At 57.1% G+C, this 26835-nt stretch carries 20 protein-coding genes and 2 pseudogenes; 12 read left to right on the top strand and 10 right to left on the bottom strand.

Annotated features, from left to right (window positions below):
* Positions 1–43: 43 nt before the first annotated feature.
* Entirely contained in the window at positions 44–928 is an 885-nt protein-coding gene (locus FQ187_RS19455) for a LysR substrate-binding domain-containing protein (RefSeq protein WP_149630721.1), read from the bottom strand.
* Between the two features lie 94 nt (positions 929–1022).
* Between FQ187_RS19455 and FQ187_RS19460 the strand changes: the two genes are divergently transcribed.
* Positions 1023–1787 carry a sulfite exporter TauE/SafE family protein gene (locus FQ187_RS19460; RefSeq protein WP_149630722.1) on the top strand — a complete coding sequence of 255 codons (765 nt, stop codon included), beginning with the start codon at positions 1023–1025 and terminating at the stop codon, positions 1785–1787.
* A gap of 1 nt (position 1788) precedes the next feature.
* On the opposite strand, the pseudogene FQ187_RS19465 reads toward FQ187_RS19460, so the two are convergent.
* Positions 1789–1929: pseudogene (locus FQ187_RS19465) on the bottom strand (putative quinol monooxygenase); the annotation flags it as partial.
* A 2-nt stretch (positions 1930–1931) separates the two neighbouring features.
* Here FQ187_RS19465 and FQ187_RS30450 point away from each other — a divergent pair.
* The 8 genes and pseudogenes from FQ187_RS30450 to FQ187_RS19505 all read left to right on the top strand — a co-directional run.
* A pseudogene (locus FQ187_RS30450) lies at positions 1932–2036 on the top strand (NADPH quinone reductase MdaB); the annotation flags it as partial.
* Between the two features lie 137 nt (positions 2037–2173).
* On the top strand, positions 2174–3085 hold the full coding sequence (locus FQ187_RS19475) for a LysR family transcriptional regulator (RefSeq protein ID WP_149630723.1): 912 nt from the start codon (positions 2174–2176) through the stop codon (positions 3083–3085).
* Between the two features lie 103 nt (positions 3086–3188).
* The gene (locus tag FQ187_RS19480; protein ID WP_149630724.1) at positions 3189–4082 is read left to right on the top strand and encodes an NAD-dependent epimerase/dehydratase family protein; all 894 of its coding nucleotides are present in this window, start codon (positions 3189–3191) and stop codon (positions 4080–4082) included.
* 117 nt (positions 4083–4199) lie between these two features.
* Positions 4200–5645, top strand: a complete 1446-nt coding sequence (locus tag FQ187_RS19485; protein ID WP_149630725.1) for a SulP family inorganic anion transporter — start codon at positions 4200–4202, stop codon at positions 5643–5645.
* A 203-nt stretch (positions 5646–5848) separates the two neighbouring features.
* Entirely contained in the window at positions 5849–7198 is a 1350-nt protein-coding gene (locus tag FQ187_RS19490) for a GntP family permease (RefSeq protein WP_111450494.1), read from the top strand.
* 15 nt (positions 7199–7213) lie between these two features.
* The gene (locus FQ187_RS19495; protein WP_149630726.1) at positions 7214–8074 is read left to right on the top strand and encodes a MurR/RpiR family transcriptional regulator; all 861 of its coding nucleotides are present in this window, start codon (positions 7214–7216) and stop codon (positions 8072–8074) included.
* A gap of 1 nt (position 8075) precedes the next feature.
* On the top strand, positions 8076–9533 hold the full coding sequence (locus FQ187_RS19500; RefSeq protein WP_149630727.1) for an amidohydrolase family protein: 1458 nt from the start codon (positions 8076–8078) through the stop codon (positions 9531–9533).
* Between the two features lie 120 nt (positions 9534–9653).
* The gene (locus FQ187_RS19505) at positions 9654–10022 is read left to right on the top strand and encodes a glyoxalase superfamily protein (protein ID WP_149630728.1); all 369 of its coding nucleotides are present in this window, start codon (positions 9654–9656) and stop codon (positions 10020–10022) included.
* A gap of 3 nt (positions 10023–10025) precedes the next feature.
* Here FQ187_RS19505 and FQ187_RS19510 read toward each other — a convergent pair whose 3' ends face one another.
* From FQ187_RS19510 to FQ187_RS19535, 7 genes are all read right to left on the bottom strand, one after another.
* A complete protein-coding gene (locus FQ187_RS19510; RefSeq protein WP_256667366.1) occupies positions 10026–11204 on the bottom strand; it encodes an RHS repeat-associated core domain-containing protein in 1179 nt (392 codons plus the stop codon).
* A 268-nt stretch (positions 11205–11472) separates the two neighbouring features.
* Positions 11473–12879 (bottom strand): hypothetical protein, encoded by a 1407-nt coding sequence (locus FQ187_RS30455; protein WP_256667360.1) that lies wholly within the window; start codon positions 12877–12879, stop codon positions 11473–11475.
* Positions 12876–14696 carry a toxin TcdB middle/C-terminal domain-containing protein gene (locus tag FQ187_RS19515; protein WP_149630730.1) on the bottom strand — a complete coding sequence of 607 codons (1821 nt, stop codon included), beginning with the start codon at positions 14694–14696 and terminating at the stop codon, positions 12876–12878. Before FQ187_RS19515 ends, FQ187_RS30455 begins: the two co-directional genes overlap by 4 nt.
* The gene (locus FQ187_RS19520) at positions 14671–16227 is read right to left on the bottom strand and encodes a toxin TcdB middle/N-terminal domain-containing protein (protein ID WP_149630731.1); all 1557 of its coding nucleotides are present in this window, start codon (positions 16225–16227) and stop codon (positions 14671–14673) included. The genes FQ187_RS19515 and FQ187_RS19520 overlap by 26 nt, the downstream gene beginning before the upstream one ends.
* A 35-nt stretch (positions 16228–16262) precedes the next feature.
* Complete coding sequence (locus tag FQ187_RS19525; protein ID WP_149630732.1) at positions 16263–18065, bottom strand: neuraminidase-like domain-containing protein; 1803 nt, start codon at positions 18063–18065, stop codon at positions 16263–16265.
* A gap of 26 nt (positions 18066–18091) precedes the next feature.
* Complete coding sequence (locus FQ187_RS19530; RefSeq protein WP_149630733.1) at positions 18092–21010, bottom strand: Tc toxin subunit A; 2919 nt, start codon at positions 21008–21010, stop codon at positions 18092–18094.
* A 235-nt stretch (positions 21011–21245) separates the two neighbouring features.
* Positions 21246–23165 (bottom strand): methyl-accepting chemotaxis protein, encoded by a 1920-nt coding sequence (locus FQ187_RS19535; protein ID WP_149630734.1) that lies wholly within the window; start codon positions 23163–23165, stop codon positions 21246–21248.
* Positions 23166–23424: 259 nt separating this feature from the next.
* Between FQ187_RS19535 and FQ187_RS19540 the strand changes: the two genes are divergently transcribed.
* The 3 genes from FQ187_RS19540 to FQ187_RS19550 all read left to right on the top strand — a co-directional run bounded on the left by FQ187_RS19540 (position 23425) and on the right by FQ187_RS19550 (position 26254).
* Positions 23425–24096: a histidine phosphatase family protein gene (locus tag FQ187_RS19540; protein ID WP_149630735.1), complete on the top strand. Its 672-nt coding sequence runs from the start codon at positions 23425–23427 to the stop codon at positions 24094–24096.
* Between the two features lie 26 nt (positions 24097–24122).
* Positions 24123–24956, top strand: coding sequence for a phosphatase PAP2 family protein (locus FQ187_RS19545; protein ID WP_149630736.1), 834 nt, complete (start codon positions 24123–24125; stop codon positions 24954–24956).
* 425 nt (positions 24957–25381) lie between these two features.
* Positions 25382–26254: a metallophosphoesterase gene (locus FQ187_RS19550; RefSeq protein ID WP_256667367.1), complete on the top strand. Its 873-nt coding sequence runs from the start codon at positions 25382–25384 to the stop codon at positions 26252–26254.
* 12 nt (positions 26255–26266) lie between these two features.
* On the opposite strand, the gene rimJ is transcribed toward FQ187_RS19550, so the two are convergent.
* Complete coding sequence (rimJ, locus tag FQ187_RS19555; protein WP_149630737.1) at positions 26267–26833, bottom strand: ribosomal protein S5-alanine N-acetyltransferase; 567 nt, start codon at positions 26831–26833, stop codon at positions 26267–26269.
* Positions 26834–26835 lie beyond the last annotated feature (2 nt).

Below are 26835 nucleotides of genomic sequence, written 5' to 3' on the forward strand. Positions count from 1 at the left end.
TCTCTGTCCTTGAAGATGAAAACTCAAGGGTAAAGTCTGCCCCTCAGGGGAGAGTCAAGGCGTGCAGCAGGGCTTTGGCATAACCGGGCAATGCGCTGAAATCCCGAGCGCAGAGCAACAGTTTGCGTGTGGCCCAAGGTTCTTGCAGGGCGAAGCTCTTGAAGGATTGTTCACCACGCCAGCGCTCAACCGCCGCGAGGGGCACGATCGCCAGCCCGGCCCCTCGAGCGACCATGCGCATCACACCCTCGAAACCGTCGGCGCGGATGCGGATTTGCAGGCGTGACCCGGTGTGCAGCGCCTGTTCTTCCAGGTACACCGCCAACGCGCTGTTGGCGTTCAGACCGACATAGTCGTGGTGCAAGGTATCGTTGAAGCTCACGACACCTGCGTGTGCCAACGGATGATCGCGGGGCATGATCAGCACCAGCGGATCGTCGCGAAACGGGCGGGTCTGCAGGTCATCGGTTTCCACGGCATCAGAGACGATGCCCAGGTCTGCCGCACCCTGGCGCAAGGCGTGGGTGATGCGTGCACTCGGCAGTTCTTGCAGATCGATGTCGAGGTTGGGGTGGCCGCGAAGAAAGTCCGCGAGCAACTCCGGCAGGTACTCGGTCATCGCTGTGGTGTTACACAGCAGCCGCACCTGGCCTTTGACGCCGTTGGCGTATTCGGCCAGATCCTGCTGCATGCGTTCGGCCTGTTGCAGCAGGACGCGAGCGTGTTGCGCCAGGGCCTTGCCGGCCGGGGAGGGGCTGACACCGCGGCGACCACGTTCCAGAAACTCGACCCCCAATGAAGCTTCCATGGCGCGGATGCGCGCACTCGCCGCCGCCAGGGACAGATGACTGCGAGCCGCGCCGGCGGTGATGTTGCCGCTGTCGAGGATGTTCAGGTAGAGGCGAAGGTCGGTCAGGTCGAAGTGCATGGTGTGTCCCGAAGATCAAGCCTCTATCAAAACAAGAGGCTGCCTCAGTATATGTTAGATTTTCAAGCGGCCAATCCAGGCCCACGATAGCGCCATGAATACTCTCGCCGCGTTCTATCAAAACCTCGGCCTAGCCCTTTCCTTGATGGTCATCGCGACCTTTCTGCTGGCCGGCATGATCAAGGGTGTGATCGGCCTCGGACTGCCGACCATCGCGATGGGTTTACTCGGTCTGGCTATGGCGCCGTCGCAGGCTGCCGCGCTGTTGATCATCCCCGCGACGCTCACAAATGTCTGGCAATTGGCATTCGGTGGGCATCTGCGAGGGTTGATCAATCGGTTGTGGCCGATGTTGCTGGCGATCTTCATCGGCACCGGGGCCGGCACGTTGTGGATCGGCATGGCCGGTGGTCATTGGGTCGTGCGGGGATTGGGCGCGGCGCTGTTGCTCTATGCGTTGAGCGGATTGTTGCTGCCGACCTTACGTGTTGGCCGTCACACCGAGCGTTGGCTCGGTCCGCTTTGCGGCATGTTGACGGGCGTCATCACCTCGGCCACCGGCGTCTTCGTGATTCCGGCCGTGCCTTATCTGCAAGCGTTGGGCTTGAGCAAGGATGAACTGGTGCAGGCGCTGGGCTTGTCCTTCACCGTCTCGACCCTGGCCCTGGCCGCCGGCCTGTTGTGGCGTGGCGCACTGGGCGGTGGTGAGTTAAGTGCGTCATTGCTGGCGCTGATCCCGGCTGTGCTCGGCATGTTGCTGGGGCAATGGCTGCGCCAGCGGATCAGCACCGTGCTGTTCAAACGAGTGTTCTTCATCGGCCTGGGCGTGCTCGGCGGCCATTTGCTGATCAGCGGGTAGCGTAGAAGATAAACAGCGTCGGGTCCTGTTTGTCGCGCAGCATGTGGTACTCGATGCAACCGGGGTCGGCGCGGCTCGCTTGCACATAAGCGCTGAAAAACGCTTCAAAGGCGTCGGTTTTTTCCGGGCGGGTCTTGGCGTGCTCGCGGCGGCGTGGACGTGAAAGCCACCTTCATCGACGAGGGTTACGACGTCGCCGAGGAAGTTGCCAAATTCCTCTGGGTCGACATGATCATTTATCAGATGCCGTGATGAAGCGCCCCATGGTCGAAGCCGATGTCGCGCGCTATGAGCAGCATTTGACCGAGGTGTTCAGCCTGCCGGTGTAAGGTTCATTTTGCCCCGCATCCAGCTACTATCAAGCCAGTTTTGAATGAGGGGCATCCGTGAAAGCCAGGTCCGATGAGTTGCAGATTTTCGTCTGCGTGATTGAATGCGGATCGATTTCCGCTGCGGCCGAACAGGTCGGGCAAACGCCTTCAGCGGTCAGCCGTACGCTGTCGCGGCTGGAGGCGAAACTCGATACCACGCTGATCAACCGCACCACGCGGCGCATGGACCTGACCGAAGAGGGCAAGTACTTCTTCGAGCACGCCAAGCTGATCCTCGATCAGATGGACGAGCTCGAAGAACGCCTGACCTCACGCCAGCAAACGCCGTCCGGGCGTCTGCGGATCAATGCGGCATCGCCGTTCATGCTGCACGCCATCGTGCCGTACATCGACGAATTCCGCCGGCTCTATCCGGACATCCAACTGGAACTCAACAGCAACGATTTGATCATCGATTTGCTCGAGCAAAGCACCGACATCGCCATCCGCATCGGCACGCTCGCCGACTCGACGTTGCATGCCCGCTCGTTGGGGTGCAGCCCGCTGCACATCGTTGCCAGCCCGGCCTATCTGGAAAAACACGGTGTACCGGTTGAAGTGGCGGATTTGTCCGGGCACACGCTGCTGGGCTTTACCCAGAACGAAGGCCTCAACCAATGGCCGTTGCGCTACGTGCATGGTGATCGCTGGCCGATTCAGGCTTCAATCAGCGCGTCCAGCGGCGAGACGATCAGGCACTTGGTGCTGGAAGGTCAGGGCATTGCCTGTCTGTCGCATTTCATGACCATCGACGACATTCGCGCCGGCCGTTTGCAGGTGCTGTTGGCGGATTTCAACAGCGGCTATCGCCAGCCGATCAATGCGGTGTACTACCGTAACTCGCAACTTGCCCTACGGATTCAGTGCTTTCTGGACTTCATCCAGGGCAAATTGGCGGCTTATGCGAATGCGGATTTCAAGGGCTGATTCGTGACCCCTGCGCAAGAGTGAATTGGGCAACGCTGTCTGTTTCCACAAGCATCGGTACTCGATACTGGCTGCATCACTTATTAACGCAGGGAGTTTCTCCATGAATGTATTCATTACCGGCGCCGCGGGTTTCATCGGCGGCTCCATCGCCACCGGTCTGGTCCGCGCCGGCCACAAGGTCACCGGTCTGGTGCGCAGCACCGAACAAGCCAATGAACTGATCGCTCTGGGTATCACCCCAGTGATTGGCACGCTTGACGACAGCGCACTACTGGCCGAACAGGCCCGCGCTGCCGATGCCGTGATCAACGCCGCCAGCAGCGACCATCGCGGCGCGGTAGAAGCGTTGCTCGATACACTTCGCGGTTCCAACAAAGTGTTCCTGCACACCAGCGGCTCGAGCATTGTTGGCGATGCGTCGGGCGGCAAATCCAGCGGCGTTATCTATTACGAAGACAACCTGCCGGCACCTAGCGTCGACAAGGCTGCTCGCGTGGCCATCGACAACCTGATCCTCGCCGCAGCGAAGGACGGGGTGAACTCGGCAGTGATCTGCAACACCCTGATCTATGGCCACAGCCTGGGAGTGAATCGTGACAGCGTGCAGCTACCGCGTTTGCTGAAACAGGCGCGTAAAAGTGGTGTGGTCCGGCATGTCGGTACAGGCCAGAACATCTGGTCCAACGTGCACATCGAAGACGTGGTTTCCCTGTACCTGCTGGCGCTGACCAAAAATGTGCCGGGCACCTTCTACTTCGTCGAAAGCGGTGAAGCGTCGTTCATCGACATGACCACTGCGATTGCCCTGGCGCTGAATCTGGGTGAGCCAAAAGACTGGCCGCTCAAAGAGGCCGAAGCCGAGTGGGGTTATGAAATGGCCAACTATGGCCTGGGCTCCAACAGCCGGGTTCGCGGTAAACATGCGCGTGAGTTGCTGGGCTGGGCGCCGAAGCGGACATCGGTGATTGAATGGATTCGTGACGAGATGGTTTGAGTTCGCTGTAGACCGCGTCGCTCGCGAAGGCGTTTTCAGCAGCCCAACAACTGGCCGGGCCGCCCTCAATTCCGTAACATCCGCCCCCTCTTTTCCCGCCTGTATTTTAGGTCAGCCATGAAACCCAAACGTCTGCGCGCCGATGTCCTGGCCGGACTCACCACGTCTTTCGCCCTGCTACCCGAATGCATCGCCTTCGCGCTGGTTGCGCACCTCAATCCATTGATGGGGCTTTACGGCGCTTTCATCATTTGCACCTTGACCGCGCTTTTCGGTGGCCGGCCGGGCATGGTGTCTGGCGCTGCTGGATCGATGGCCGTGGTGATTGTCGCTTTGGTGGTGCAGCACGGTGTGCAGTATTTGCTGGCGACCGTGCTGCTGGGTGGGCTGATCATGCTGGCGTTCGGGTTGCTGAAACTGGGCAAGCTGGTGCGCATGGTGCCGCACCCGGTGATGCTCGGCTTCGTCAACGGTCTGGCGATCATCATTGCCTTGGCGCAGCTGGAACACTTCAAGAGCGGTGACGTCTGGCTCAGCGGCACGCCGCTGTACCTGATGGCAGGGCTGGTTGCCGTGACGATGGCCATCGTTTACTTGCTGCCGCGTTTGACGCGCGCCGTGCCGCCAGCGCTGGTGGCGATTCTGGGCGTTGGTTTGGCGGTTTATCTGCTCGATCTGCCGATCCGCACCTTGGGCGACATGGCGCACATCGCCGGTGGCTTGCCGAACTTTGCGCTGCCAGACATCCCTTGGAGCCTGGAAACCCTGCGCATCATTGCTCCCTACGCAATATTGATGGCGTTGGTCGGCTTGCTGGAAACCCTGCTGACTCTGAACCTCACCGACGAGATCACCGAGAGCCGTGGCTACCCGGATCGTGAGTGCGTGGCGCTGGGGGCGGCCAACATGGTTTCCGGTGTGTTTGGCGGCATGGGTGGCTGCGCGATGATCGGCCAGACGGTGATCAACCTCAGTTCCGGCGGTCGTGGTCGGCTGTCCGGTGTGGTGGCGGGGGTGATGATTTTGCTGTTCATCCTCTTCCTCTCGCCGCTGATCGAGCGTATCCCGCTGGCTGCATTGGTCGGGGTGATGTTCGTGGTGTCGCAGCAGACGTTTGCCTGGGCTTCGTTACGGGTGGTGAACAAGGTGCCGCTGAACGACGTGTTGGTGATCATCGCGGTAACGGTCATTACGGTGTTCACCGATCTGGCCACTGCAGTGCTCTGCGGGATCATCATTGCGGCGCTCAACTTTGCCTGGCAGCAGGCCCGCGAGCTCTATGCCGACGCTCATATCGAAGCCGACGGCAGTAAGCTCTATCAACTGCATGGAACGCTGTTCTTCGCCTCGACTGCGCCTTTTCTCAACCAATTCGATCCTGCCAATGACCCGTCCGTGGTGACGATCGACTGTCGCCACTTGAGCTTCGTCGACTACTCGGCCATCGCCGCGCTCAAGACCTTACGCGAGCGCTACGCCAAGGCCGGCAAGCACCTGCGCGTGCTGCACTTGTCCGAACGCTGCAAGAAACTGCTCAAGCGCGCCCGCGTGAATCACGACTGAGACTGACAACTGATCGTTCCCCCGTGTGGGAACGATCATGTAAATAACTCCCCTTGATTTTCATAACCGGCGACCGCCCATACCTCAGCGCGACAACCCTTATCCCTCCACGAAAATTACTTTCACCTCGTTTGAAAATCACACCTCGAAATGTTTTATGAGTTTCACGCCCCATTCGACGTGACCCTTTCGAGGAGTACCGCATGACACCGTCCTTCGGCTATTGGCTGCTGGTTTACGCCGCCATCGCCATCATCGCGCTGATCGTTCTGATCGCCCGTTACCGGCTCAATCCGTTCATCGTCATCACCTTGGTGTCCATCGGCCTGGCGCTGCTGGCGGGGATGCCACCGTCGGGCGTGGTGGGGGCGTACGAGGCGGGTGTCGGCAAGACACTGGGGCATATCGCGTTGGTGGTCGCGCTGGGCACGATGCTCGGCAAAATGATGGCCGAGTCCGGGGGCGCCGAGCAGATGGCGCGAACGTTGATCGACCGCTTCGGTGAGAAAAATGCGCACTGGGCGATGGTTTGCATCGCTTTCCTTGTAGGACTGCCGCTGTTCTTCGAAGTCGGTTTTGTGCTGCTGGTGCCGATTGCTTTTACCGTGGCGCGGCGCGTGGGCGTGTCGATTCTGATGGTTGGTTTGCCGATGGTCGCCGGGCTCTCGGTGGTTCATGCGCTGGTGCCGCCGCACCCGGCGGCGATGCTGGCGGTGCAGGCCTATCAGGCCTCGGTGGGGCAGACCTTGCTTTACGCGATCCTGATCGGGATTCCCACCGCGATTATCGCCGGTCCGCTGTACGCCAAGTTCATCGTGCCGCGCATTCAACTGCCGGAAGATAACCCGCTGGAGCGTCAGTTCCTTGAGCGTGAACCGCGCGACAGCCTGCCGGGTTTCGGCATCACCATGGCGACCATTCTGCTGCCGGTGGTGCTGATGCTGATCGGCGGCTGGGCCAATCTGATTTCCACGCCGGGCAGCGGTTTCAATCAGTTTCTGTTGTTCATCGGCAATTCGGTCATTGCCTTGCTGCTGGCGACTTTGCTGAGCTTCTGGACGCTTGGCCTGGCCCAAGGCTTCAACCGCGAATCGATCCTCAAATTCACCAACGAATGCCTGGCACCGACTGCCAGCATCACTTTGCTGGTCGGCGCGGGCGGTGGCTTGAACCGGATTCTGGTGGACGCTGGCGTCACCGACCAGATCGTCAGCCTGGCCCAGGTATTCCACCTGTCGCCGCTGTTGATGGGCTGGCTTTTTGCGGCGTTGATGCGCATCGCCACCGGTTCTGCCACCGTGGCCATGACCACCGCGTCGGGCATCGTCGCGCCGGTGGCCATTGGTCTGGGTTATCCCCATCCAGAGCTGTTGGTGCTGGCGACGGGCGCGGGGTCGGTTATCTTTTCCCACGTCAATGACGGCGGTTTCTGGTTGATCAAGGAATACTTCAACATGACCGTCGCCCAGACCTTCAAGACCTGGACAGTGCTCGAAACCATTATCTCGGTGGTCGCCTTCGGTCTGACCGTGGGCCTTTCTTATCTGCTTTAGCCGGAGCCGCCCACCATGGACATCCTCTACCAGATCCGCGCCCGTCAGGATTCCTTCAGCGCGGGCGAAGGACGCATCGCTCGACTGATGCTCGACGACGTAGGATTTGCCTCCGCCGCCAGTCTCGATGAACTGGCGCTGAGAGCGGAAGTCAGCACCGCCACACTGTCGCGTTTTGCCCGCACCGTTGGCTGTCGCGACTTGCGTGACCTGCGCCTGCAACTGGCTCAGGCCAGCGGTGTCGGCAGTCGCTTTTTGGACCCGGCGGGCACGCCCGAGCAGTCGGCGTTTTATGGGCAGATCGTTAGCGATATCGAGTCGACCTTGCGCCAGCATCTGTCGGCCTTCGACGAATCACGTTTCGCCGATGCGGTGAAGCTGCTGGGCAAGGCGCGGATGATTCACGCCTTCGGAATGGGCGGCTGCTCGACCTTGTGCAGTGACGAATTGCAAGTGCGGCTGGTGCGATTTGGCTACCCGATTGCGGTGTGCCACGACCCGGTGATGATGCGCGTCACTGCCGCCAGCCTCGATGCCGAGCGCGCAGTCATTGCCTGTTCACTGACCGGCATCACCCCCGAACTGCTCGAGGCCGTCGAGCTGGCGCGCAGCTACGGCGCACGAATTCTCGCCATCACTCGGGCTGACTCGTCGCTGGCGCAATTGGCTGATGTGCTGCTGCCGCTGCAAGGCGTCGAGACCTCGTTCATCTATAAACCCACGGCGGCGCGCTACGGCATGTTGCTGGCCATCGACGTGCTCGCCACCGAGCTGGCGCTGGCCAATCCTGAAGACAATCAAGAGCGTCTGCGGCGGATCAAGCTCGCCCTCGACGATTACCGCGGCGGCGACGATCACTTGCCGCTGGGAGACTGACATGATGTACGACACGCTGATCCGCAACGCCCTGATTATCGACGGCAGCAACGCGCCGGGATATCCCGCCGACGTGGCGATTCTGAACGGCCGCATCGAGCGTATCGGCGACTTGCACGATGCCAGCGCCACCGAAGAAATCGACGCCGCCGGCCGCGTATTGGCGCCAGGTTTCATCGACGTGCATACCCACGACGACACCGTGGTGATCCGCCAGCCGCAGATGCTGCCCAAGCTCAGCCAGGGCGTGACCACAGTGATTGTCGGCAACTGCGGGATCAGCGCGTCGCCGGTGAGTTTGCGCGGCGATCCGCCCGACCCGATGAACCTGCTCGGCACCGCAGCAGCGTTCGTTTATCCGAGGTTCAGCGACTACCGCGCAGCCGTCGAAGCGGCGAACACTACGCTGAACGTGGCCGCACTGGTCGGTCACACGGCGCTGCGCAGCAACCACCTCGACGACCTGTTTCGAACCGCCACACCCGATGAAATCACCGCGATGCGCGACCAACTACGCGAGAGTCTTGAGGCCGGTGCGTTGGGCTTGTCCACGGGGCTTGCCTATGCCAACGCGTTCTCGGCTTCCACCGATGAAGTGATGCAATTGACCGAAGAGCTGACCGCGTTCGGCGCGGTTTATACCACCCATTTGCGCAGCGAATTCGAGCCGGTGCTGGAGGCCATGGACGAAGCATTCCAGATCGGTCGTCATGCGAAATCCCCGGTGATCATTTCCCACCTCAAATGTGCCGGCGCCGGTAACTGGGGGCGTAGTCCGCAACTGTTGGCGGCCCTCGAACACGCGGCGAAAACCCACCCGGTGGGCTGCGACTGTTATCCCTACGCGGCGAGTTCCTCGACGCTGGACCTCAAGCAAGTCACCGACGCCCATCGCATCACCATTACCTGGTCCACACCGCACCCTGAAGAGGGCGGCCGTGACCTGATGGACATCGCCGCCGAGTGGGGCTTGCCGCTGCTTGATGCCGCTCGACGCCTGCAACCGGCTGGCGCGGTGTATTACGGAATGGACGAGGCCGACGTACGAAGAATCCTTGCACATCCGCTGTCGATGGTCGGCTCTGACGGGCTACCGGAAGACCCGTTCCCGCATCCGCGCTTGTGGGGAGCATTCCCCCGCGTGCTCGGACATTTCAGTCGCGATGTGGGGCTGTTTCCGCTGCACACCGCCGTGCACAAGATGACCGGGTTGTCGGCGGCGCGATTTGGCTTGAAGGAGCGTGGCGAAATCTGTGAAGGACATTGGGCGGATCTGGTGTTGTTTGATCCTGTGACGATTCGCGATGTGGCGGATTTCAATGATCCGCAACGAGCGGCGGAAGGTATCGATGGGGTTTGGGTCAACGGTGTCTTGAGTTACAGCGACGGGCAGGCGAACGGCAGAAGGGAAGGGCGGTTTCTGGCGCGGCAAGGGGACTTGCGTGACGGTTTCCAGTAAACATTCCGAGTGCTGCGTCACAGTGATGGCACATTGAGACTAAAGAAAGCCACCGCCAAGCCGAAGCGCTGACATCTCGCCCAGCTACACTCTGGGCCTTATCAGTCTGGGAGCAACTCCATGAGCTTCGGCAAAACCACCCCGATCCTGCGGATTTTCGATGAAATCAAGGCCGTGGAGTTCTACGTCGATTTCCTGGGATTCAAGATCGACTGGCAGCATCGTTTCGAGCCCAACTTTCCGTTGTACCTGCAAGTGTCCCGGGGCGATTGCGTGCTGCATTTGTCCGAACACCACGGCGACAGCACACCGGGCTCGGCGTTGCGCATCGAGACCGATGAACTGGAAGTGTTCCAGCAGCAATTGCTGGCCAAGACTTACAAATTTGCCCATCCACAAATCCAGGCCATGCCCTGGGGAAGCCAGGACATGACCGTGACTGATCCGTTCGGCAATCGGTTGCTGTTCACCAATACGATTAGCGTATGAGTTTCATAGCCTTTTGTATGGGGCAGGATGCTGTTGCAGGTGAGTGATGGCATAGATATCAGGAAGTAACGCGCTGGCATCCAGCCTGTACCAATCGTTCGGGGGAACATCTGCGAAGTTGATGAAGCCATTATTTGTCACACCCCAAACGTCATTGGAGTGCTGTTGTGATGAAATTTGATTCCAGATCCAGCTGCTTACACCGCTGCTGTTGAGATCATGTTGAATGTCTTGATCCAGAGGCCTGGGCAATAGTTGCAGTGGTCCGGTGTACAGAGGCCCGTGGGCTGCGACGTTGGCAACTGATATGTGAAATCTCGGGTCTTGGGGCATGGCCGCCGATGTGTTGTGTTGAATCAAGTTCGGGTGGTTGTAGCGGCTGGTCGAAAGTTTATCCGGGATCGGATAAGACACCCAGGGGTCGACGACTATCGGGTCCTGCACCGCCTTATCACCGAGCAAGGTAAAGGTATGCCCGGGTATTTGTGCGATAAAGACAGGTGTTCCGAATCCGCGCAATGACGAGGCGGCCAAATGTGAGCTGACCGCTGCAAACTCATCGCACAGTCCGGCACTGGCTGCGACGGCATGTTCTGCCACCAGTTGGCTTGAAGCACCTGGGCGCAGGTTTGCTCTTAGATGACCCGTCAGCATAGAAGATATCTCACCGCTGTTAAGTATGTCCCCTATCTGGTTGCCTGCTCCCGTGTAGAGCAGACTCCGCGTTGTCCAGTTAAGGTCGTAGGCCAGCTGATGCCTATGGGTATCTGGTATGTCTGCTGTGAACGTCATTCCGTTCGGGTTGTAATTGTTGTGATTGGCAAGCTGGTGAACACTTGGCGGTACAGCTCCAGTGACGCCGGCACTGTAGGGTTCGATTTCGTACTTCATCAGACCCAAGTAATCTTGATGAGAGACCGGGTTGTTGCCGACGAACTGATACATATTCAACCCATCCATGGCCCCCGCCGGGTCGGGGCTGATCCAGCGCTGCAACCACGGTGCGTAATAGCGTCGGCCATAATAATAAAGGCCGCTGGCGTCGCGCTCTTTGCCTGAGTAGCGGATGGTTCTGTATTTCGCCTCGAGCTCGTTACGCGCGGCCCTCCACGCCGTACCACCAAAGGGGTAGTAGCTCTCCTCGCTGGTCAGTTCGCCGTCGGCGTTCAGCTCCAGGGACATTGAGCCCAAATGGTCGATGAAGTTGTGACGCAAAGCGTCGTTAGTGATTTTCGGGGGGATGCCTCGGCTCCAATGGAGGCAGTGTACCGAACAGCCTCCAGCCTGAAGGGTGATGACCTCCAGTTCTTGAGCGTCGGTGACGCGGATTTCCAGCCCCGGCAGATAGCTCACGTCTCGAACATTGGTGAGGGTGCGCACTTTTTTCGTCTGTCGTTTGCGGGCACGCTGACCGTTGCCGTCGTAAAGATAGGTTTCGGTGTCCGCGGCCTCAGTGTCGCGTTCGATCAGTATCACGCTTTGTAATTGGTTGCTCGCGTTCCATTGCAGGGGTTGACCTGTCTGCAGCCACTGCAAGTTGCCGTTGCTGTCGAAACCTTCTGCAATGTCGGGTGGCGACATCGCCTGATGTCCATGGCAATGCGTGATTGCTGTCAGTGGCGACATGCATTTCGCGGGTGTAGTTGTTGCCTTCGCGGCGGTGCTGCAGTTTGACCAGATTGGCGCGATCATCGTAGGTGTAGTGCTCAGTGAAGTTGAGCAGTCGGCTTCGGTCTCCCGGCCTTGCCGACCAATCGGGAAGCGGGGCACCTCTGCTTGCTCCCTGCTCTTCACGACCCGAAGCCTTGATCAGTTGATAAAGGCTATCGTAGACATAGGTGCTGATCGGCTCGATACGTTGGTTGGCGTTGTGTTGGATCGGTTTGGTGTGGTCGTGGATGCTCACTACATTGCCGACAGCATCATAGGCATAGCGGATTTTTTGCAGAACCCTGCCTTGCTCGCGCGAAATCGTGCGCTGAGTCACGCGACCATTTTCGGGTGTGTAAACTGCCTCGCTGACGATCTTGCCGTTCATGGTTTGCGATTCGATCTGCCCTTGAGCGTTGTATATAACCTCATCAAGGATCAGTTTTTGCTCGGCGCTGCCCTTGAGTTGCAACGTGACTTTTTTGAGCTGGCCGGCGACATCGAACCAGAAACGTTGCACATTTCCTTTTGCGTCTTTCTGTTCCAGGTTTTCGCCCGTTGGTGCGTACCGCCAGGTGGTGGTGTAAGCGCTCTTGGCTTCAAGCAGCTTGTCGCGGTCATCGGGCGCTTGCGGCCAGCTCACGCCCTGATGTTCTTTCACAAACTCTCGCGTCTCTTCCAGCACTCGCCCTGTCAGGTCATACACAGAGACCAAACGCTTTCCTGCCTGATCATCATGGCGAGTCAGGCGTCCACACTGGTTGTTTCGCGCATGGGCACTGGAGTTGCCCGCGTAGGTAAAGCGCTGGATGGCCTGGCGGGCTTGGCCGCTGGGCTGTTCGTAAATCACTTGTGGACGTATCTGGTCGTCATACTCTGTTTGCCAATGGCTGCCGCGAGAGTCCCAGCTCTGCAGCGCTTGGCCGGCTTCGCCACACAGCGTCAGCTGCCACCCTGCATCGATACTTGAGGTCTTTAACAGAACACCCGACAAGCTATTGATCTGCATGAGGTCTGGCGTATTTCTGTCATTGGCATGCGAGCGTTGCTCGAGCACCTGTCCATTGATGTCATGCAAATGACGAGTGATGCGTGCCTGGGGCCGGGTGATGGATTCATTACATAGGTAGGTCACTTCGCGGACTTGAACACCACGACCGTCGACGACGTTCAACGTGGGCGTATGGCGATGAATAGACGTGCTCATTGAACACCTCCCTGAGTCACAGTATCTGGCTGGGTATCGTTCTCGTCCTCGGTCGTTGAATACCAGGGATGATAGGTATACCAACGCTCGTCGCCCTTGGCATTGATGACACGAAGCAGGCGGCCCATCGGATCGTAGAAGTGCTTGTCGCACAGCCCTGATTTGCGCAGGGCGTCATCCTTGACGTAGCGGTGGCGTCCGCTGAAATAGGGGCGATAAGTTCGAATGACCAAGCCTTTGTTGTCGTATTCGATTCGTTCGCTGACACGCCATCGAAAGTTAACTTCACGTTCTTGCACTGTGTCGTTTTCAAGTTTCAACGTGCCGTCTTCATTGATGTCCAGGGCTTTACCCGGGTCCACTCGTTGTTTTTTTTGCAGCTGTCGGCCAAAGCCGTCCCAGCACACGGTGGTGATCCTTATCTGCTTTTCGCTATCTGAATAGAGCCTGTCCGCCTGCATCGTCACGCAGTGAACCGGTTCACGCTGCGCGCTGGCGATCGCCGTTTGAAGCGTTTGCTCGTAGGGCGTTTGGGGGCTCAATCTGGCAAGGCGAGCACGGGTGCTTGCGCGTATGTGTCCGGTGGGCAGCAAATCACCTTTTTTTACGGCATCTTTGTGCCAGGTCTGGTTGTCCGCAGTGTCGGGAACTCTGCCCATCCAACTCAGCGAGTCGTAGTAAAAAGTGCTCGCGATATCCTTGAGTGCAGCGCCAGGATCATTAATGGCGATGTCAGGACGGTCATCGGCGTTGCGCTGATAAGTGTCCAAGGGTCTGAAGCCCGAACTGCCGTCCTTGTGCCAGGTGAAGGCATGTACCTGTCCTAGAGCGCTGTACTGAGTTTCGTGTATGTTCGCGTTGGGGTCGGTCAACCGTGTTGGCTGAAGTGTTCGATAGTCAATTCTGGACAGGTGAGTAGTGCATTGGTCGGGTAGTTTTATTGTTGCGGTTAAGCAGCAATAGGGATCTGAGGTGAGGGTTGTCAGGCCCTGTTTTTGGCTTTTCCTGACAGTCAATGGCCGGTAAAAACCTGCCAGATTATCGTATGTAATAAAACCGCGACGAGCGGACCACAGTTGATTCCGTTCATCCCAGTCGTGGTCAGTTGGTAAAGCGATGGGCATTTTTTGGTAGCCACTGCTTTGCAATTGCCGGGTCATATCAAAAGACGGTGTCGTTGCTTTAAGTACGTCATAGGCAGCCAGGGCGACGTCATTGAATTCGGCGGTTTCCTGGAACGCAATTAAACCTTCAATGCTGGCCTCGCCCTCATCGTAATTGCTGTTTGCATCAGGTTTTCGGTAACGCTGTGTCGACAGACCTGTCATGACCTGCATGGTTTTCCAGGATTGCGAGGCGCTCAGTTCAAGCAACTGTTCATGGTCGATGGCTCCAGGTGATAACCCGCCGGTAAATGGCGCCTTCGGCAGCTTTAACGCATTGGTTCTCTGCAAAAAGGGCAAGCCCAGACGTCGTGCATCATCGGTAATGACATGAATGAATTGAGCCTTGGTTTCGCTCACGTAGTAATACTGTTGCTCCTCGTCATGGCTATCGTTCCACCATGTGTTCTGCCAGGCATTTGTGTACGGCGGGGTGTCAGCAGGTATTTTGCGCCGCGCGTAGCTGATCTCTACGCCGTGGGTGAGGTGACCATACTCGTCCCATTCAAGGTTGATTGTGTGGCTACAGCGAGGATCTTCAGGGATGCGCTCATACTGATAGCGGATAGATTCCGCTACCAACGGCTGCACGATCGAATAGGGTTGATACATACCCATACTCTGGAGTTCAACAAGCCGATATCGATGATGCACAACCGAAAAGGGGGGCTTTTTGTTTTTCGTTTTTTTTGTCGAGGCCGAACGTTTCGACTCTTAATGTCCGCCCGCTCAGTGCTTGAGCGAACTCGCGTTGTCGGTTATTCGCCATACCGGCCGCCACGTCGGGCGGCATCGAGTTTTTGTCCAATGACAGGATTGTTTTTTTGAGCGCGATGGCTGCCTTGTCACTTTGGTCGTAATCAAGGTTGAGTGGGTCTATGAGCTGGCCAGTATGGAACCAGGTCTTTGTCAGGATGGGTGGGTTATGCAGGCTGGCTTGTGCATCAAGGCCGGCGGTAGGGTTATCGGTTTGGATGAGCAGCCCGAAACCCCGGAACTCTCGCTCGACACTGTCGTACACACCACGACGATATTTGAAGTGTTGGGTCAGTTTATTACCGGTAATTTCATCGTTCTGGCTCTGATTCGTTACCAGAAACAGTGGAAATGGTAGATGAGAAATCACCGGTTTATTGTCTTCGAGCAACTGCTTCTTTTCATCCAGCCATTCCTGGGCAGAGCTGCGATAACTGACGCTGCAGGCAGCCCCCATGTTGTTGTTGCTGGAATCGAGCAAGTAAGGCTTGGTGTCGACAAAGTCGCAGCGCCAGTGACGGCGAGTATCCCCCGGGACCGTAAACACAAGACTTGAACAGCCAAGCCCCTGCAGATCGATTGCGCTGACCTTGCAGAATCGGTCATGGCGTAGCCCTTCTGGCCAGGGTAAAGCCACGGCAGGCGCAAAACCGTTGCCGCCGCGGTTCATGAAAATCCTTGCGCAATCGGGTTGTAGATAAATCAGGTCTGCGGAACCCGAGCCATCCAGGTCGGCCAGCAGGATGTGCGATGCATCGAAGTGCTCGTAGGAAAAGTCCAGAGAAGCCATTACGCGACCCTTACCAAAGCGTCCGTGACCCAAATTGGGCCAGCATTTCACTTCGTTGTGTCGAATACGAACCAAGTGTTGTTGACCGCTGCCCAATAGATCGCTGAAAGCCACCAGCTCACCGGGTAAGTTACCGGGCAGTGGTAAATCATCTTCTTCGCGGCCTCGTGGCATTTCGGTGGCGGCGCCAAACTGGCCTGTTTCCTGATTGCTATACAGGCGCACGCTGCGGGGGCCGATCAATATCAGATCGTTACGGCCAGTCCTTATCACGTTTGCCAGCTGTCCTTGAGGATGAAAAAACTCGTTGGGAACCGCGTCAAAAGGTGTGAAACCGGACCAGTTTCCGTTTGAATCCTGTGTGAAGAAACCGCATAGCTCAGGGTGAGCTACGATCCAGTCTGGACGACTGTCCCCATTCAGGTCGGCCAGATACTGTCGTGTGGGTTTTCGGTGGTCTGACATCGGGATCTGAAGCAGCTCGCTCCACGGTGCATACGTCACGTGATCGCCACCTTTCTCGTCGCGCACAGGCGAGCTGTATCGCCAACTTTTATCCGTTCGATGAAGAATGCCAGGCAGTCCTTCTCCTCTTAGGTCAATGAGCTGAAATTGCTCTTGGTGATTGAGCTGGCTCAATGCCTCAAAGGGTTTAAAGGGGCGTCCTTCTGGCGTTAGCGTGAAACCGGTACCGGGTGGCTCAGGGCAATTTGATGAGGATCCTGGGGGCCCTGGATTGCATAGCTCAGTTGGCCGGGCGCTGGGGTTGAAGAGGCGTTGAGCAAGGGCACGGCGTTCCAGTAGTCAGGATTGCCATCCGCGATTTTTTTACGGCCCGGGTCGAACAGGTATTGCAACCAGCGTTCGGCTTCGTTGTATTGAGATGACTGGTTGAAACGGTGGGCGATCAACCATGGCAAGTACACAAACAACTCCACGAAGTACCGCCCATAGGCACCGTAGAAATTCATTTTTTCCGTTTTACCGCCACTTTCCAGCGGCGGTTCTTCAAGATGCTGAGTCTCCCAGCTCAGCAATGTGTTCATGCTGGTCTCGGCACGATCGATCAAATGTCGGGTGAACGTGATGTTCAGCCGAATCCCGGAGCGGTTGGGAACTTCAATCTTTCCCTTCTTCCCGTCGCTGAGTTTGATTGTTGACGATGAGAAGTCAACGTACTGTATGTTGCCTGATTGCTCATCGAGGCGAGTTTTGATTATTGGAGGTCTGAATGTTTCGAGGTTTTGTTCATCAGGAAGTTTGTATTGCAGTGCTCGTGTAGAACTGCCCGATTTCTCGGTAAGCGATCGGATTTTCTTTTCAATGGGATCTTCGTCCTTTTCGATGGTGTTGAAGTCTTTGTCGATACTCACTGACATCCAGAAAAAATTGTTTGCTTTACCGTTAGCTTGAGAAGGCTTGTCTTTAACGTACAGTGCGAGAAATAGATGCTTGTCATTCTGCGTGGCAACGGTGTTAGTGCACTTGTTGATTTCGCTTGACGCCAGGTCATGCAAGAACTCCTGCGAAGCGTAAACTTGCTGGCAAGTTTGTGGAGTGCTCCAGCTGTCGTCATATTTTTTGTAACACAGGTTTAAACGAAATTGCGGGTTCGTGGATTTTCGGGTGGGTTCTGCTGGGCTGGCAGCATGAGTGTTGTCTTGAAAGATGCATTCGGCCCATATGACGTATAAGCGATTGTTAAACATGACCGGGCGGATGGTTTGTTCAATCGTGTTTTCGTTGATGGGCAAATTGATACGGTGCCACTCTGACCAAGCCTGGGGCTCGGGCGCATCGTACTTGGCCTGAGGGGCGCCGGAAGTTGGAGGCTCATGCGTATTGGGGCGCTTTGCCATATTCAGAGATCGCCAGTAATAGGTGTTCGCTGCGCGGGATTTGGCAATGAAGTAATAAACGCTGTTGGCGAAATCTGCCCCGTCTATATAGCCGTTGAGTGTATTTAAGTTGGCCACTTCCTCGAGCCTGCCCAAATAAGCCAGTACTGCCGTTTGTACAGACTCAGCGCTAAGTTGGTTTTGGTTGATGTCATTTTCTAGACTCTGGAAGCTTTCGGTTCTGGTCTGGCGAAGGGTCGGGTCCAGATAAACCGCCGGGAAATAATGAAGCTGCTGATTTGCCGCCCACGTGGGGTAGTGATGCATCACGGTACGCCAGGTTTCGATCTGGTCTGCCGGAATGTCCGCGGTGTGATAACCGGGTTCCATATTGGCGAGAATACTGTTGATGTATTGCTGCAGGCTTGCAATGGCACAGGCTACCGGGGTAGTGGGCACGTCCTGACTGACCAGGACATCCAGCAACCAGTATTGGTACAGGTCGTTGGCGGTCAGTAAATGCTCTGCGATCCCAAGTCTCACCAAGGTCTCGTTTTGGGGCACAAATTCGTGCAGGTACAGGGCAAGCTGAGTATCACGCAGGGTTTCGTTAAGTTGCTTTTCAATGGTTGCGGACATGTTCATTCCTTGAGCATGTAATGGGATCAATGACTGGCGGCCATGACGGCTTCACCGACAGACTTCCAGGCGCTGGCTGGGCTGTTGTTTTTCAGGGCGGTAGCGCCGAGTAGTGATGCGACGGATAGTCCCGTGGCTGTGCAGGCGGTGAGGGAGCGCATGACCCAATCCAGGTCCTTCATCGTGCGCGCATGGCGATCTGGCAGCTTCGCGGTCAAGTTGGTGATTTCAGCTTCTGACCCATTCAGCAGTTTGGCCAGAAAACCGTTCATGGTGGCCGCATTGGCAGAGTCTGAATTGGCGAGGCGCAGGTAACTCAGCAAGTCTTCTTCAGGATGGTGATAGGTGGTCATGCAATGATTGAAGCGATCCAGCCAATACAAGTTGCCCAAGGTCATTGCCAACCGCGTATTTGCAGGTTCCAACCAATCGGGATGGCTTAGGAACTGGCGCAGGGCGCTGTTGCTTAGATGCAGTTGAACGGCTGCTGCGGCGTGGCGCATAACGGGTGCAAGTGTCTGGGCAAGCGGGGCTGGTAGAGTGTTGTTCAGAGCGTCGGTCAAGATTGTGTGGGTAGACGTGTTTGCCCAATACAGCACTGCCTTTGCGCAATTCATCGGGAGCATGCAGATTTCTTGCAAAAGCTTTTCGATCAGGTGCAGTTGCCGCTCATGGGCAGTCAGCAGCAGGTCTTTGAGTTTTTTTTTGCAGCTGTCGTCAATTGCCTTGGCTAGCTGTAACGGATTGAGTATGCGTGCTAGCGCAGCGTCCAGTTGCAGTGGTACATCGTCTTCGATGGCGGGTGCGAAATTTTTTATCAGGCCCTGCGCATCCAGCAGTTCAGCTGCCATCAGAGTGCGCCATTCGATTGATTTGGGAAGCGACAGCTTTGCTATTTCTTCCGATGTGACCGCGCACTTGACGGTGTCGCTGTTCAATTTTGTCAGGTACTGCTGCAAGCCCCGAAACGAATGATCATCGCCGCTGATGGGCGCCAGTAGATATCGCAATGTAGGGATGTTGTACACCGATTCGCTGAGCCACTTCGTGATCCAGTCCATTTGTAGAATGACATCGCTAATGTTGAGTTCATTGATTTCCTGATGAGCGTTCGTCAGCGTTACATCGGTGTAGTTACTCGTGTCAGGAAGAGCGTTCGGGCTTACTTTGCGTGGCGACAGCGCCACGATCGCCGACAAATTTTTATTTTGTATAAATGCATCAAGATTGCTGCCTGGCAGCTCTATCAGGTACCCCTCCAGAGAGATCGACGTATTGGCTGCTACCGTCGGCAACTGTTTGATTACAATGCTGGGGACATCATCCTCATCGATATCTTCATCAGTCACCGTTCCCGGCAAACGGATGAAAAGTGATCCCGCCATTTCGCTGTTGGCAAATTTCGAAGTACTGGTTGTCAGGGTTGATCCAGACATGAGTCGCGTGGTGACCGTGGAAGCCGTCTGGCCAGGCATGCGAAAACGTGCAAGGAGCTCAAGTGACTCGTCGGAATTTCTGATTTTTATCCGAATTGTCTGGTTGTCCCGGACGTGTCCAATTGCCAGGCATTTAGAGGTACTTTCACCTGCCATCAAACGTGCGAGCGCTGCGCAATCAGCGACCGAAACTCCAAACATTTGGGCTATTCGCGCTTGTCGGTAAATTGATGACAGGGTGCTCAAGTCGCATTTCAGACAGCCAAGGTGTCGCTGCGTATTCTTGACTATCAATAACAGCGAATCATCGGTCATGGGCAGACCAAGGCTCGCACTCAAATGCTGCAGTATGGTGTGAGAGGCAGAGGTCGCATCGTCGGTGGAGAATGTCCGACCATCAAGTGCCAGTGGCGTGTCGAACAATCGGGCGGGGTTGAATACGCGGTCGAATAAGGCCGGAGTATCACTATTGGTATCGGTTGATACCTGATAAAGCAAGGCTGCAAATTCTTCAGCGGTGATCGAGTACTGTCGGTTCAGGTAGCGATAAACACCCAAAGTACGCACGGTATGAGTATCTAACTGCATGAGCGCGTTGCGCGAACTTCGCGATTCAAAGGCGCTGATGATCAGCGCGTCCAATTCAGCAAAAGAAATACCCGACCAACGTTGCAAGCGGATCATCCGTTGCAGGCGTATTAGTCGTTGCTCTGTCGCCTGGGCAATTGTTTTTTTGCCCGCCTCGTTAAGAATTTCCAAGTTGGAGGTGGTGAAAGGGCCGTTTATATAAAGAGCACCATAGGGGTGGGGAGGTGTACCTGTCTCTGGGTAATTACTCGGATGGCGCGGAGCATGTTTGCCTTGTGAGAGCAGCGCTTCGATTTGCTGGGCATTCAATTCGGTACGCTTCATAAAACTAGTCATGTTGCTCAGGCTGGCGGGTTCGGATGTGCCATAGAGCTTTGTCCAATAGTCATCTTTGCGCTTCTGTTGCGCTGTGGTGAGCGTTGTTCCGGTCTGCGGCTGCTCGTCCTGCGCAGGTTCGGTCAGTAGCGCTTGTTGTTGAGGGCTTAGGCCCGACAATAACTCTTGGGCTTCAGCGGGAGAAGATGAGAGCACCTGACCATATTGATTGTCGAAGTGCTCATTAATGGGCAGTCGAGTGCTGATGAGGTAGTTCAAGGCCCCCAGGGATGGTTTATGACCACTGAGACCCAGCAGGCACTGATGGTGGGAAACGTTATAGGGCAACGCAAAGGGATAGCGTCTATTTGCCAATACGCTGTATGTCGATATGTCATTCTCGGAGGTGGTCTCCAGTGCCTTCTGAATACTTTTATCCAACAGCTCATTAATAATCTTGAGCATGGGTTGCGGGTCGAACGTGCTGCTTGGATCTATCCATAAATCCGCCAGATCAGGGCGTCTGTTTGCCAATAGCAGTCGTTTGTCTTTATCCGTTGCAGGCGAATCACTGGTTTCCAGTTGCGAGGCAAACAGGTTGTTCATGACGATGAGACTCCTCGTAGGCGGAGCTCGACATTACTGCGTCATGACGGCAAGTACCGTCAGCCGTTCGTTTTATGAGTGAATGGAAAACTCGCTGCTTGGTCGGGGAAAAATCTTGACGAATCGTAGGCCGTTTTAATGCTGCGGTCTTGCCCGGGGCCAGCGGCATATTTGCGTTGGGTTGGCCGGGTGCCCCCGGCAGCATCAGGCTGCCGGGGTCCGGTTGCGCGAGGGATTACACCCGGAAGTGGCTGACCATCATCTGCAACTGATTTCCCAACCGCGCCAGTTCGACACTGGACGCAGCGGTTTCGTCGCTGGCGGCGGCGGTCTGTTCGGACACGTCGCGCACGTTGATGATGCTGCGGCTGATCTCTTCGGCCACCGCGCTTTGTTGCTCGGCGGCGGCGGCGATCTGCTGGTTCATCGACTGGATGTTGGATACCGTGCGGGTGATGTTTTCCAGTGACACGCCAGCCTTGCGAGTCAGCGCGACGCTGCTGTCGGTCAGGGCGCGGCTGTTGTTCATCACCGCCGACACTTGTTGTGTGCCGTTCTGCAGACCGGCCACCAGGCCTTCGATTTCTTCGGTGGATTTCTGCGTGCGCTGAGCCAGGCCACGGACTTCGTCGGCAACCACGGCAAAACCACGACCGGCTTCACCGGCACGGGCGGCTTCGATAGCGGCGTTGAGCGCCAGCAGGTTGGTCTGTTCGGCCACGGCCTTGATCACGTCCATGACGCTGCCGATCTTGTCGCTTTCCTGTTGCAGCACGCTCATGGCTTCGGTGGAGCGCGCCACTTCAGTGGCCAGGCGTTCGATCTGGGCGATGGCTTCGTTCACCACCTTGTCGCCTTCACGGGCTTCGCCATCAGCAGCGGCCGCTGCCTGGGAGGCTTCTTCGGCGTTGCGCGCGACTTCCTGCACGGTGGCAGTCATCTCGTGCATGGCGGTGGCCACTTGATCGGTTTCGATCTTTTGGCTGTTCACCCCGGCGCTGGTTTGCTCGGTCACGGCCGACAATTCTTCGGCGGCGCTGGCGATCTGGGTGACGCCGTCGCGGATGCCGCTGATCAAATCGCGCAGGGTCACGCCCATGCGAGCGATGCCTTGTTGCAACACGCCGAGTTCGTCGCGACGAGTCACTTTGACGTCCTGGGACAGGTCGCCGCTGGCGATGCGCTCAACCACGGCCAAAGTGTCGCGCAGCGGGCCGGTAATCTGACGGGTGATGATCACGGCGGCAATGATGCCCACCAGCAACGCCAGCAAGGTGCTGATCAGCTGCAGGGTGCGAGCCTGGGCGCTTTCGACGTCACGGCGGTCGAGCTGGATCTGATACAGCTGATCACTCAGCGTCACGATGGCGGCGCCCTGGTCGGTCATTTCCTTGCGCGCCTGCACCGCATCGCTGTTCGCTGCTTTATAAGCCTGCAAGGCGCTGCGGTAGTTGGTCAGTGCGGTTTCCAGCTGACGCAGGGCGTCTTGCTGAGTGTCGGCGAAATGCACATTGAGGGGTTTCAGGCTGGCGATGGCCACGTCCAGTTGGCCGACGGCTTTTTGCTCGGTCTCGGCGTTGGTGGTCGCGGTGTAGCCGCGCACTTCGTAGCGGGCCAGCAAGAAGGCTTCCTTGGCCGCCGTGATGGCCTGGAATTGTTCGAAGCGTTGGTCGCTCAGAGGCATTTGCTGCACGCGGGTGTTGATGGCGTTGATCAGCGTGTTGGCGGTGTCGGCATTGGCGCCCATGGCGTCGCGCGCGCTATTGCCGGTGCGGTAGGCGCTGCGCATTTTGTTCAGGGACGTCTTGTAGGCGTCGATGACGGCGCCTTGCTCTTTGAGCAGCTTGAGGTTTTCCGGGCTCTTGAATTTCACCAGCAGCGCTTGTTGCTGAGCGGAGAACGCCTCGAGCGTGGTTTCGACGTTCTGTGCGGCGGTTTCGTCGCCGTTGGTCAGCATGTATTGCAGGCGAACCACACGCAGCTTGGTCAGGCCAGCATTAAGCTGGGTGATGTCGCTCATCCAGTTGCTGCGGTCAATCAATCCGCCCAGGCTCGTCCAGCCGGTCAGGGCGAGGACGCAGGTCAGGACCAGGACCAGGCCGAACCCCAAGCCCAGCTTCATGTTCACGCTGATATTGCCGAACCAGCTATTCATCAAAAGTCCTCCAGGAACGTAGTGCTTCTAGATCGTCGGTTGGCTGGAAGATTGTTGTTTTTGGTCGCCAGCAAGGTGTGTAGCAGGACTGTATCGGCAGCCATTACGAGAGCTGAATGGTTTTTGCAGGACAGATGTGTAACGAGACTTGCGTGCAGTCTTAAGCTTTTTTTCACATGTGTTTCACCGACTGCCGACGCCAGCCTCTTTACTCTCGCCGCACCGAAGAAAGTGATGCGTGCCGGCGAGGCGGTTTGATGTGGTATTGAGACTGAGTCTGTTCGGGGTAAAACGCTCGATTGATCTGAGCCGTTTGGCCCTTTATCGTAATGCGGCTGTCGTGTTCGCCTCGGCGCTGTTGGTGATTGCGCTGACGGTCTGGCTGTTGCATCCTGCCGCTGTACCGGACCTGGCCCACGGTAATGTGGTCGGCGCCCGGGCGTTGAAGGTCGATTGGGCCAAGGGCAACGTGATCGTGCTGGTGCGTCACGTTGAACGCTGCGATCACTCCAGCGCCGCCTGTCTGAACGGTAACGATGGCATTACCGAACGCTCTCGCAGCGTCGCGGTGGGTGTTGGTGCGCAGTTCGAACAACTGGGCCTGAACAAAACCGACATCTACAACAGTCCCGTCCTCCGTACAGCGCAGACCGCCGGCTACATGTTCAACAAAGTCGGGGTCGGTGACGAATGGTTGATCAATTGCAAGGGCACCATGCTGCGCGACGCTCTGGCGCACAAGGTTGCCGGGCGAAACCTGATTCTGGTGACCCACAGCGAATGCATGTCACAACTTGAGAAAGACCTCAAATTGCCGACCGCTACCCTCGGCTACGGCGCTTCTTTGTTTATCTCGGCCGAAACGCCTCAGGCACCCCGGATGCTCGGTGTCATCGAAGCCTCGGATTGGCACTCGGTGATCGCCGAATGAATTCACTTTCTGGATCAGGACACACCATGCTGACTTCTTCCCGCTACCGCTTTTACTGGGTGAACTTCGGCATTCCGCTGGCCTGTGCGGCCGTGGTTTTCCTGCTGTTCGACCTGACTAAAATCGACATCGCGTTCAGTGATCTTTTTTATGATCCAGTCACGCAGACGTTTCCGCTGGATCATGTTCATCTGTTCGAAAAGATCACCCATAAGTGGGCGCGGATCATCCCGAACTGGACCGGTGAGATAGCGATCATCGGCGCCTTGCTGTCGTTTCTCTGGCCGCGCCTGAAGGCGGAAAAGCATTCGAAAATCATCGCATTCCTGGAAAAAATCAAAGTCGCGCCGGTGCTTCGGTTCGCCAGCAAGCACCGTCGGGACTTCCTCTACGTGGTGTTCGCGTTCTCCATCAGCACCGGTGTGATCCACTACCTCAAGGGCCACACCAGCGTGTACTGCCCGATCGAAACGACCCAGTACGGCGGGAAAATCGAGCACAAGGAGTGGTATGAGAATTTTGATCTGCTGAAAGTCGCTGGGGCAGGTCGCTGCTGGCCGGGCGGACATGCCTCGGGCGGCTTCACCATGCTGGCGTTGTACTTCGTGGCACGTCGCTACCGCTGGCGCTATTCCAAAGCGGTGATGTACGGCTCGCTGCTGCTCGGTTTCGTCTACGGCACGACGCGGGTTCTGCAAGGCTGGCACTACATGTCCCACACCTTCTGGTCCGGGATCTTCATATGGCTGGCGTGTTTGCTGACAGCACTGGCGTTCTATGGGCGAGCGCGGCTGGAGCAACCGGTGCTGCAAGCGCATGAGCGGCCTGAAAGCGTTGCACAGCCGCAGACGGCTAGCTGATTCAAAAGACTTGAACGACAAAACCCGCCAACCCTGAAGAGGGGGGGCGGGTTTTTTGTTGTCTGTCTTGTGGGGGGAGTCGGGAGATTGCCTTCGCGAGCAGGCTCGCTCCTACTTAAATACAAGGGGCTAAAAAAGGTATACGGGGCGAACTCTTAACAAAGTGTGAACAACTGGTGTGATCTATTAATAGCAACCCTTGCTTTCCCTTAATGCCTGGCTGGCCATGCCAAGTGAGTCCTTGATTGAAACGCCCCCCAATGCCATCGCCGGCTGCAAAACGGTTTGTGCCCGGAAAAGCTGTTCGCAGGTTAAGCATCGTCGCGGTCATCCTACTGATTGGCGCAGCGATAGTCGGGTACTGGATATTTACACCGCCGGCGCCGTTTGTTCCGTTGAGTGGTCTGGATCCTTCCACCGTGTCGATGATCGCCTTGGGCGATCAGGGCAGCGGCGATCTGCAACAGTGGCGAGTGGGGCAGGCCATGGAGCGAGTCGCGGCCAGAGACGGGCGGCTGGACATGGTCGTGCTGTTGGGCGACAACTTCTATGGCAAACCGCTGACCAGTACCCACGACCTTGCCTGGCAAATGAAATTCGAGCGCGTCTATTGGGGCCAGTGGCTGAGTCATGTGCCGTTTTACGCCGTACTGGGCAATCACGATTATCCCAAGTCGCAACAGGTCGAACTCGAATATGGCCGGCAGCGCAAGGGCTCGGGTCGCTGGCAGATGTCGAGCAACTTCTACGTCAAGGATTTTGGCAGCGTCGATGGTCGACCGTTGGTGCGAATGGTGTTCCTCGACACCTCGGCGCCACGGGAATCCTTTCAGCGTCAGATCGACATGCTTGAGCAAGCCTTCCAGCAACCGGGACCGGCACCTGTATGGCGCATTGCGGCGGCCCATCACCCGGTCCGCAATCATGGCCAGCATGGTGAGGACAGTGAACTGGTCAACCTGTTGTTGCCCGCACTGGAACGCAACAAGGTCGACATGTTCCTGGCCGGACACGACCACAACCAGCAACTGCTGCTACGCGCCGCCGAGCCAGCCTGGGTGGTTTCCGGGGCCGGGGGCCAGAAACTCTACGCCGTTGGCGCCGCAGCGCAGGACACCTCGTTTGCCACCGCACACGCCGGTTTTGCCAAACTTGATTTGAATCCCAGCCACTTGCGGCTGACCTACTATGACGATCGAGGCAACCTGGAAACCGGTTATCGTTGGGACCGGGATTGTCAGTGGATGGCCAAAGGCTGCCTGTTGCCCGACGTTGCGCAAAAGGTGGTCGTGCAATAACACGATGAGCGCTTAGCGGTACCCTGCATTCGGCGCCGGGTTGATCAACGCTGTCAGCACATGATCCTGCCAGCGCCCGGCGATACTCAGGTAGGCCTTTGCATAGCCCTCGCGCTCAAAGCCCAGGCGCTCCAGCAACCGTGCACTGCGTTCATTGCCAGGGATGTAATTGGCCATGATCCGGTGCAGTTTCTGCTCATCGAACATATAGCCGATTCCCGCTTCCAGTGCTTCCTGCATCAAGCCCTGGCCCTGATGGGTTTCGTCGATGTGGTAACCGAGATAGCAGGCCTGAAACGCCCCGCGAGTGATGCCGCTGAAGTTGCAGGCGCCGATCATCTGGCCGTTGTCCGGATCCAGGAGCGCGAAATGCACCGCCAGACCGGCCTGGAAAGCACTGGCTTGCACCTCAAGGCGCGGGCGGATGCGTTCAGGGCTGTGGTAATCGACGGGGCGAATCGGCGACCACCGGGCGAGATGCCTCAGGTTGCGCCGGTAGAAGTCGCTTTCCAGCGCCGCCTGTTCAGGGTCGAGCACCACTAGCGTCAAGCGTTTACAGGACAGGGACAACAGCGGCATAG

It is taken from the genome of Pseudomonas sp. ANT_J28, assembly GCF_008370005.1.
Lineage (GTDB): Bacteria > Pseudomonadota > Gammaproteobacteria > Pseudomonadales > Pseudomonadaceae > Aquipseudomonas > Aquipseudomonas frigoris.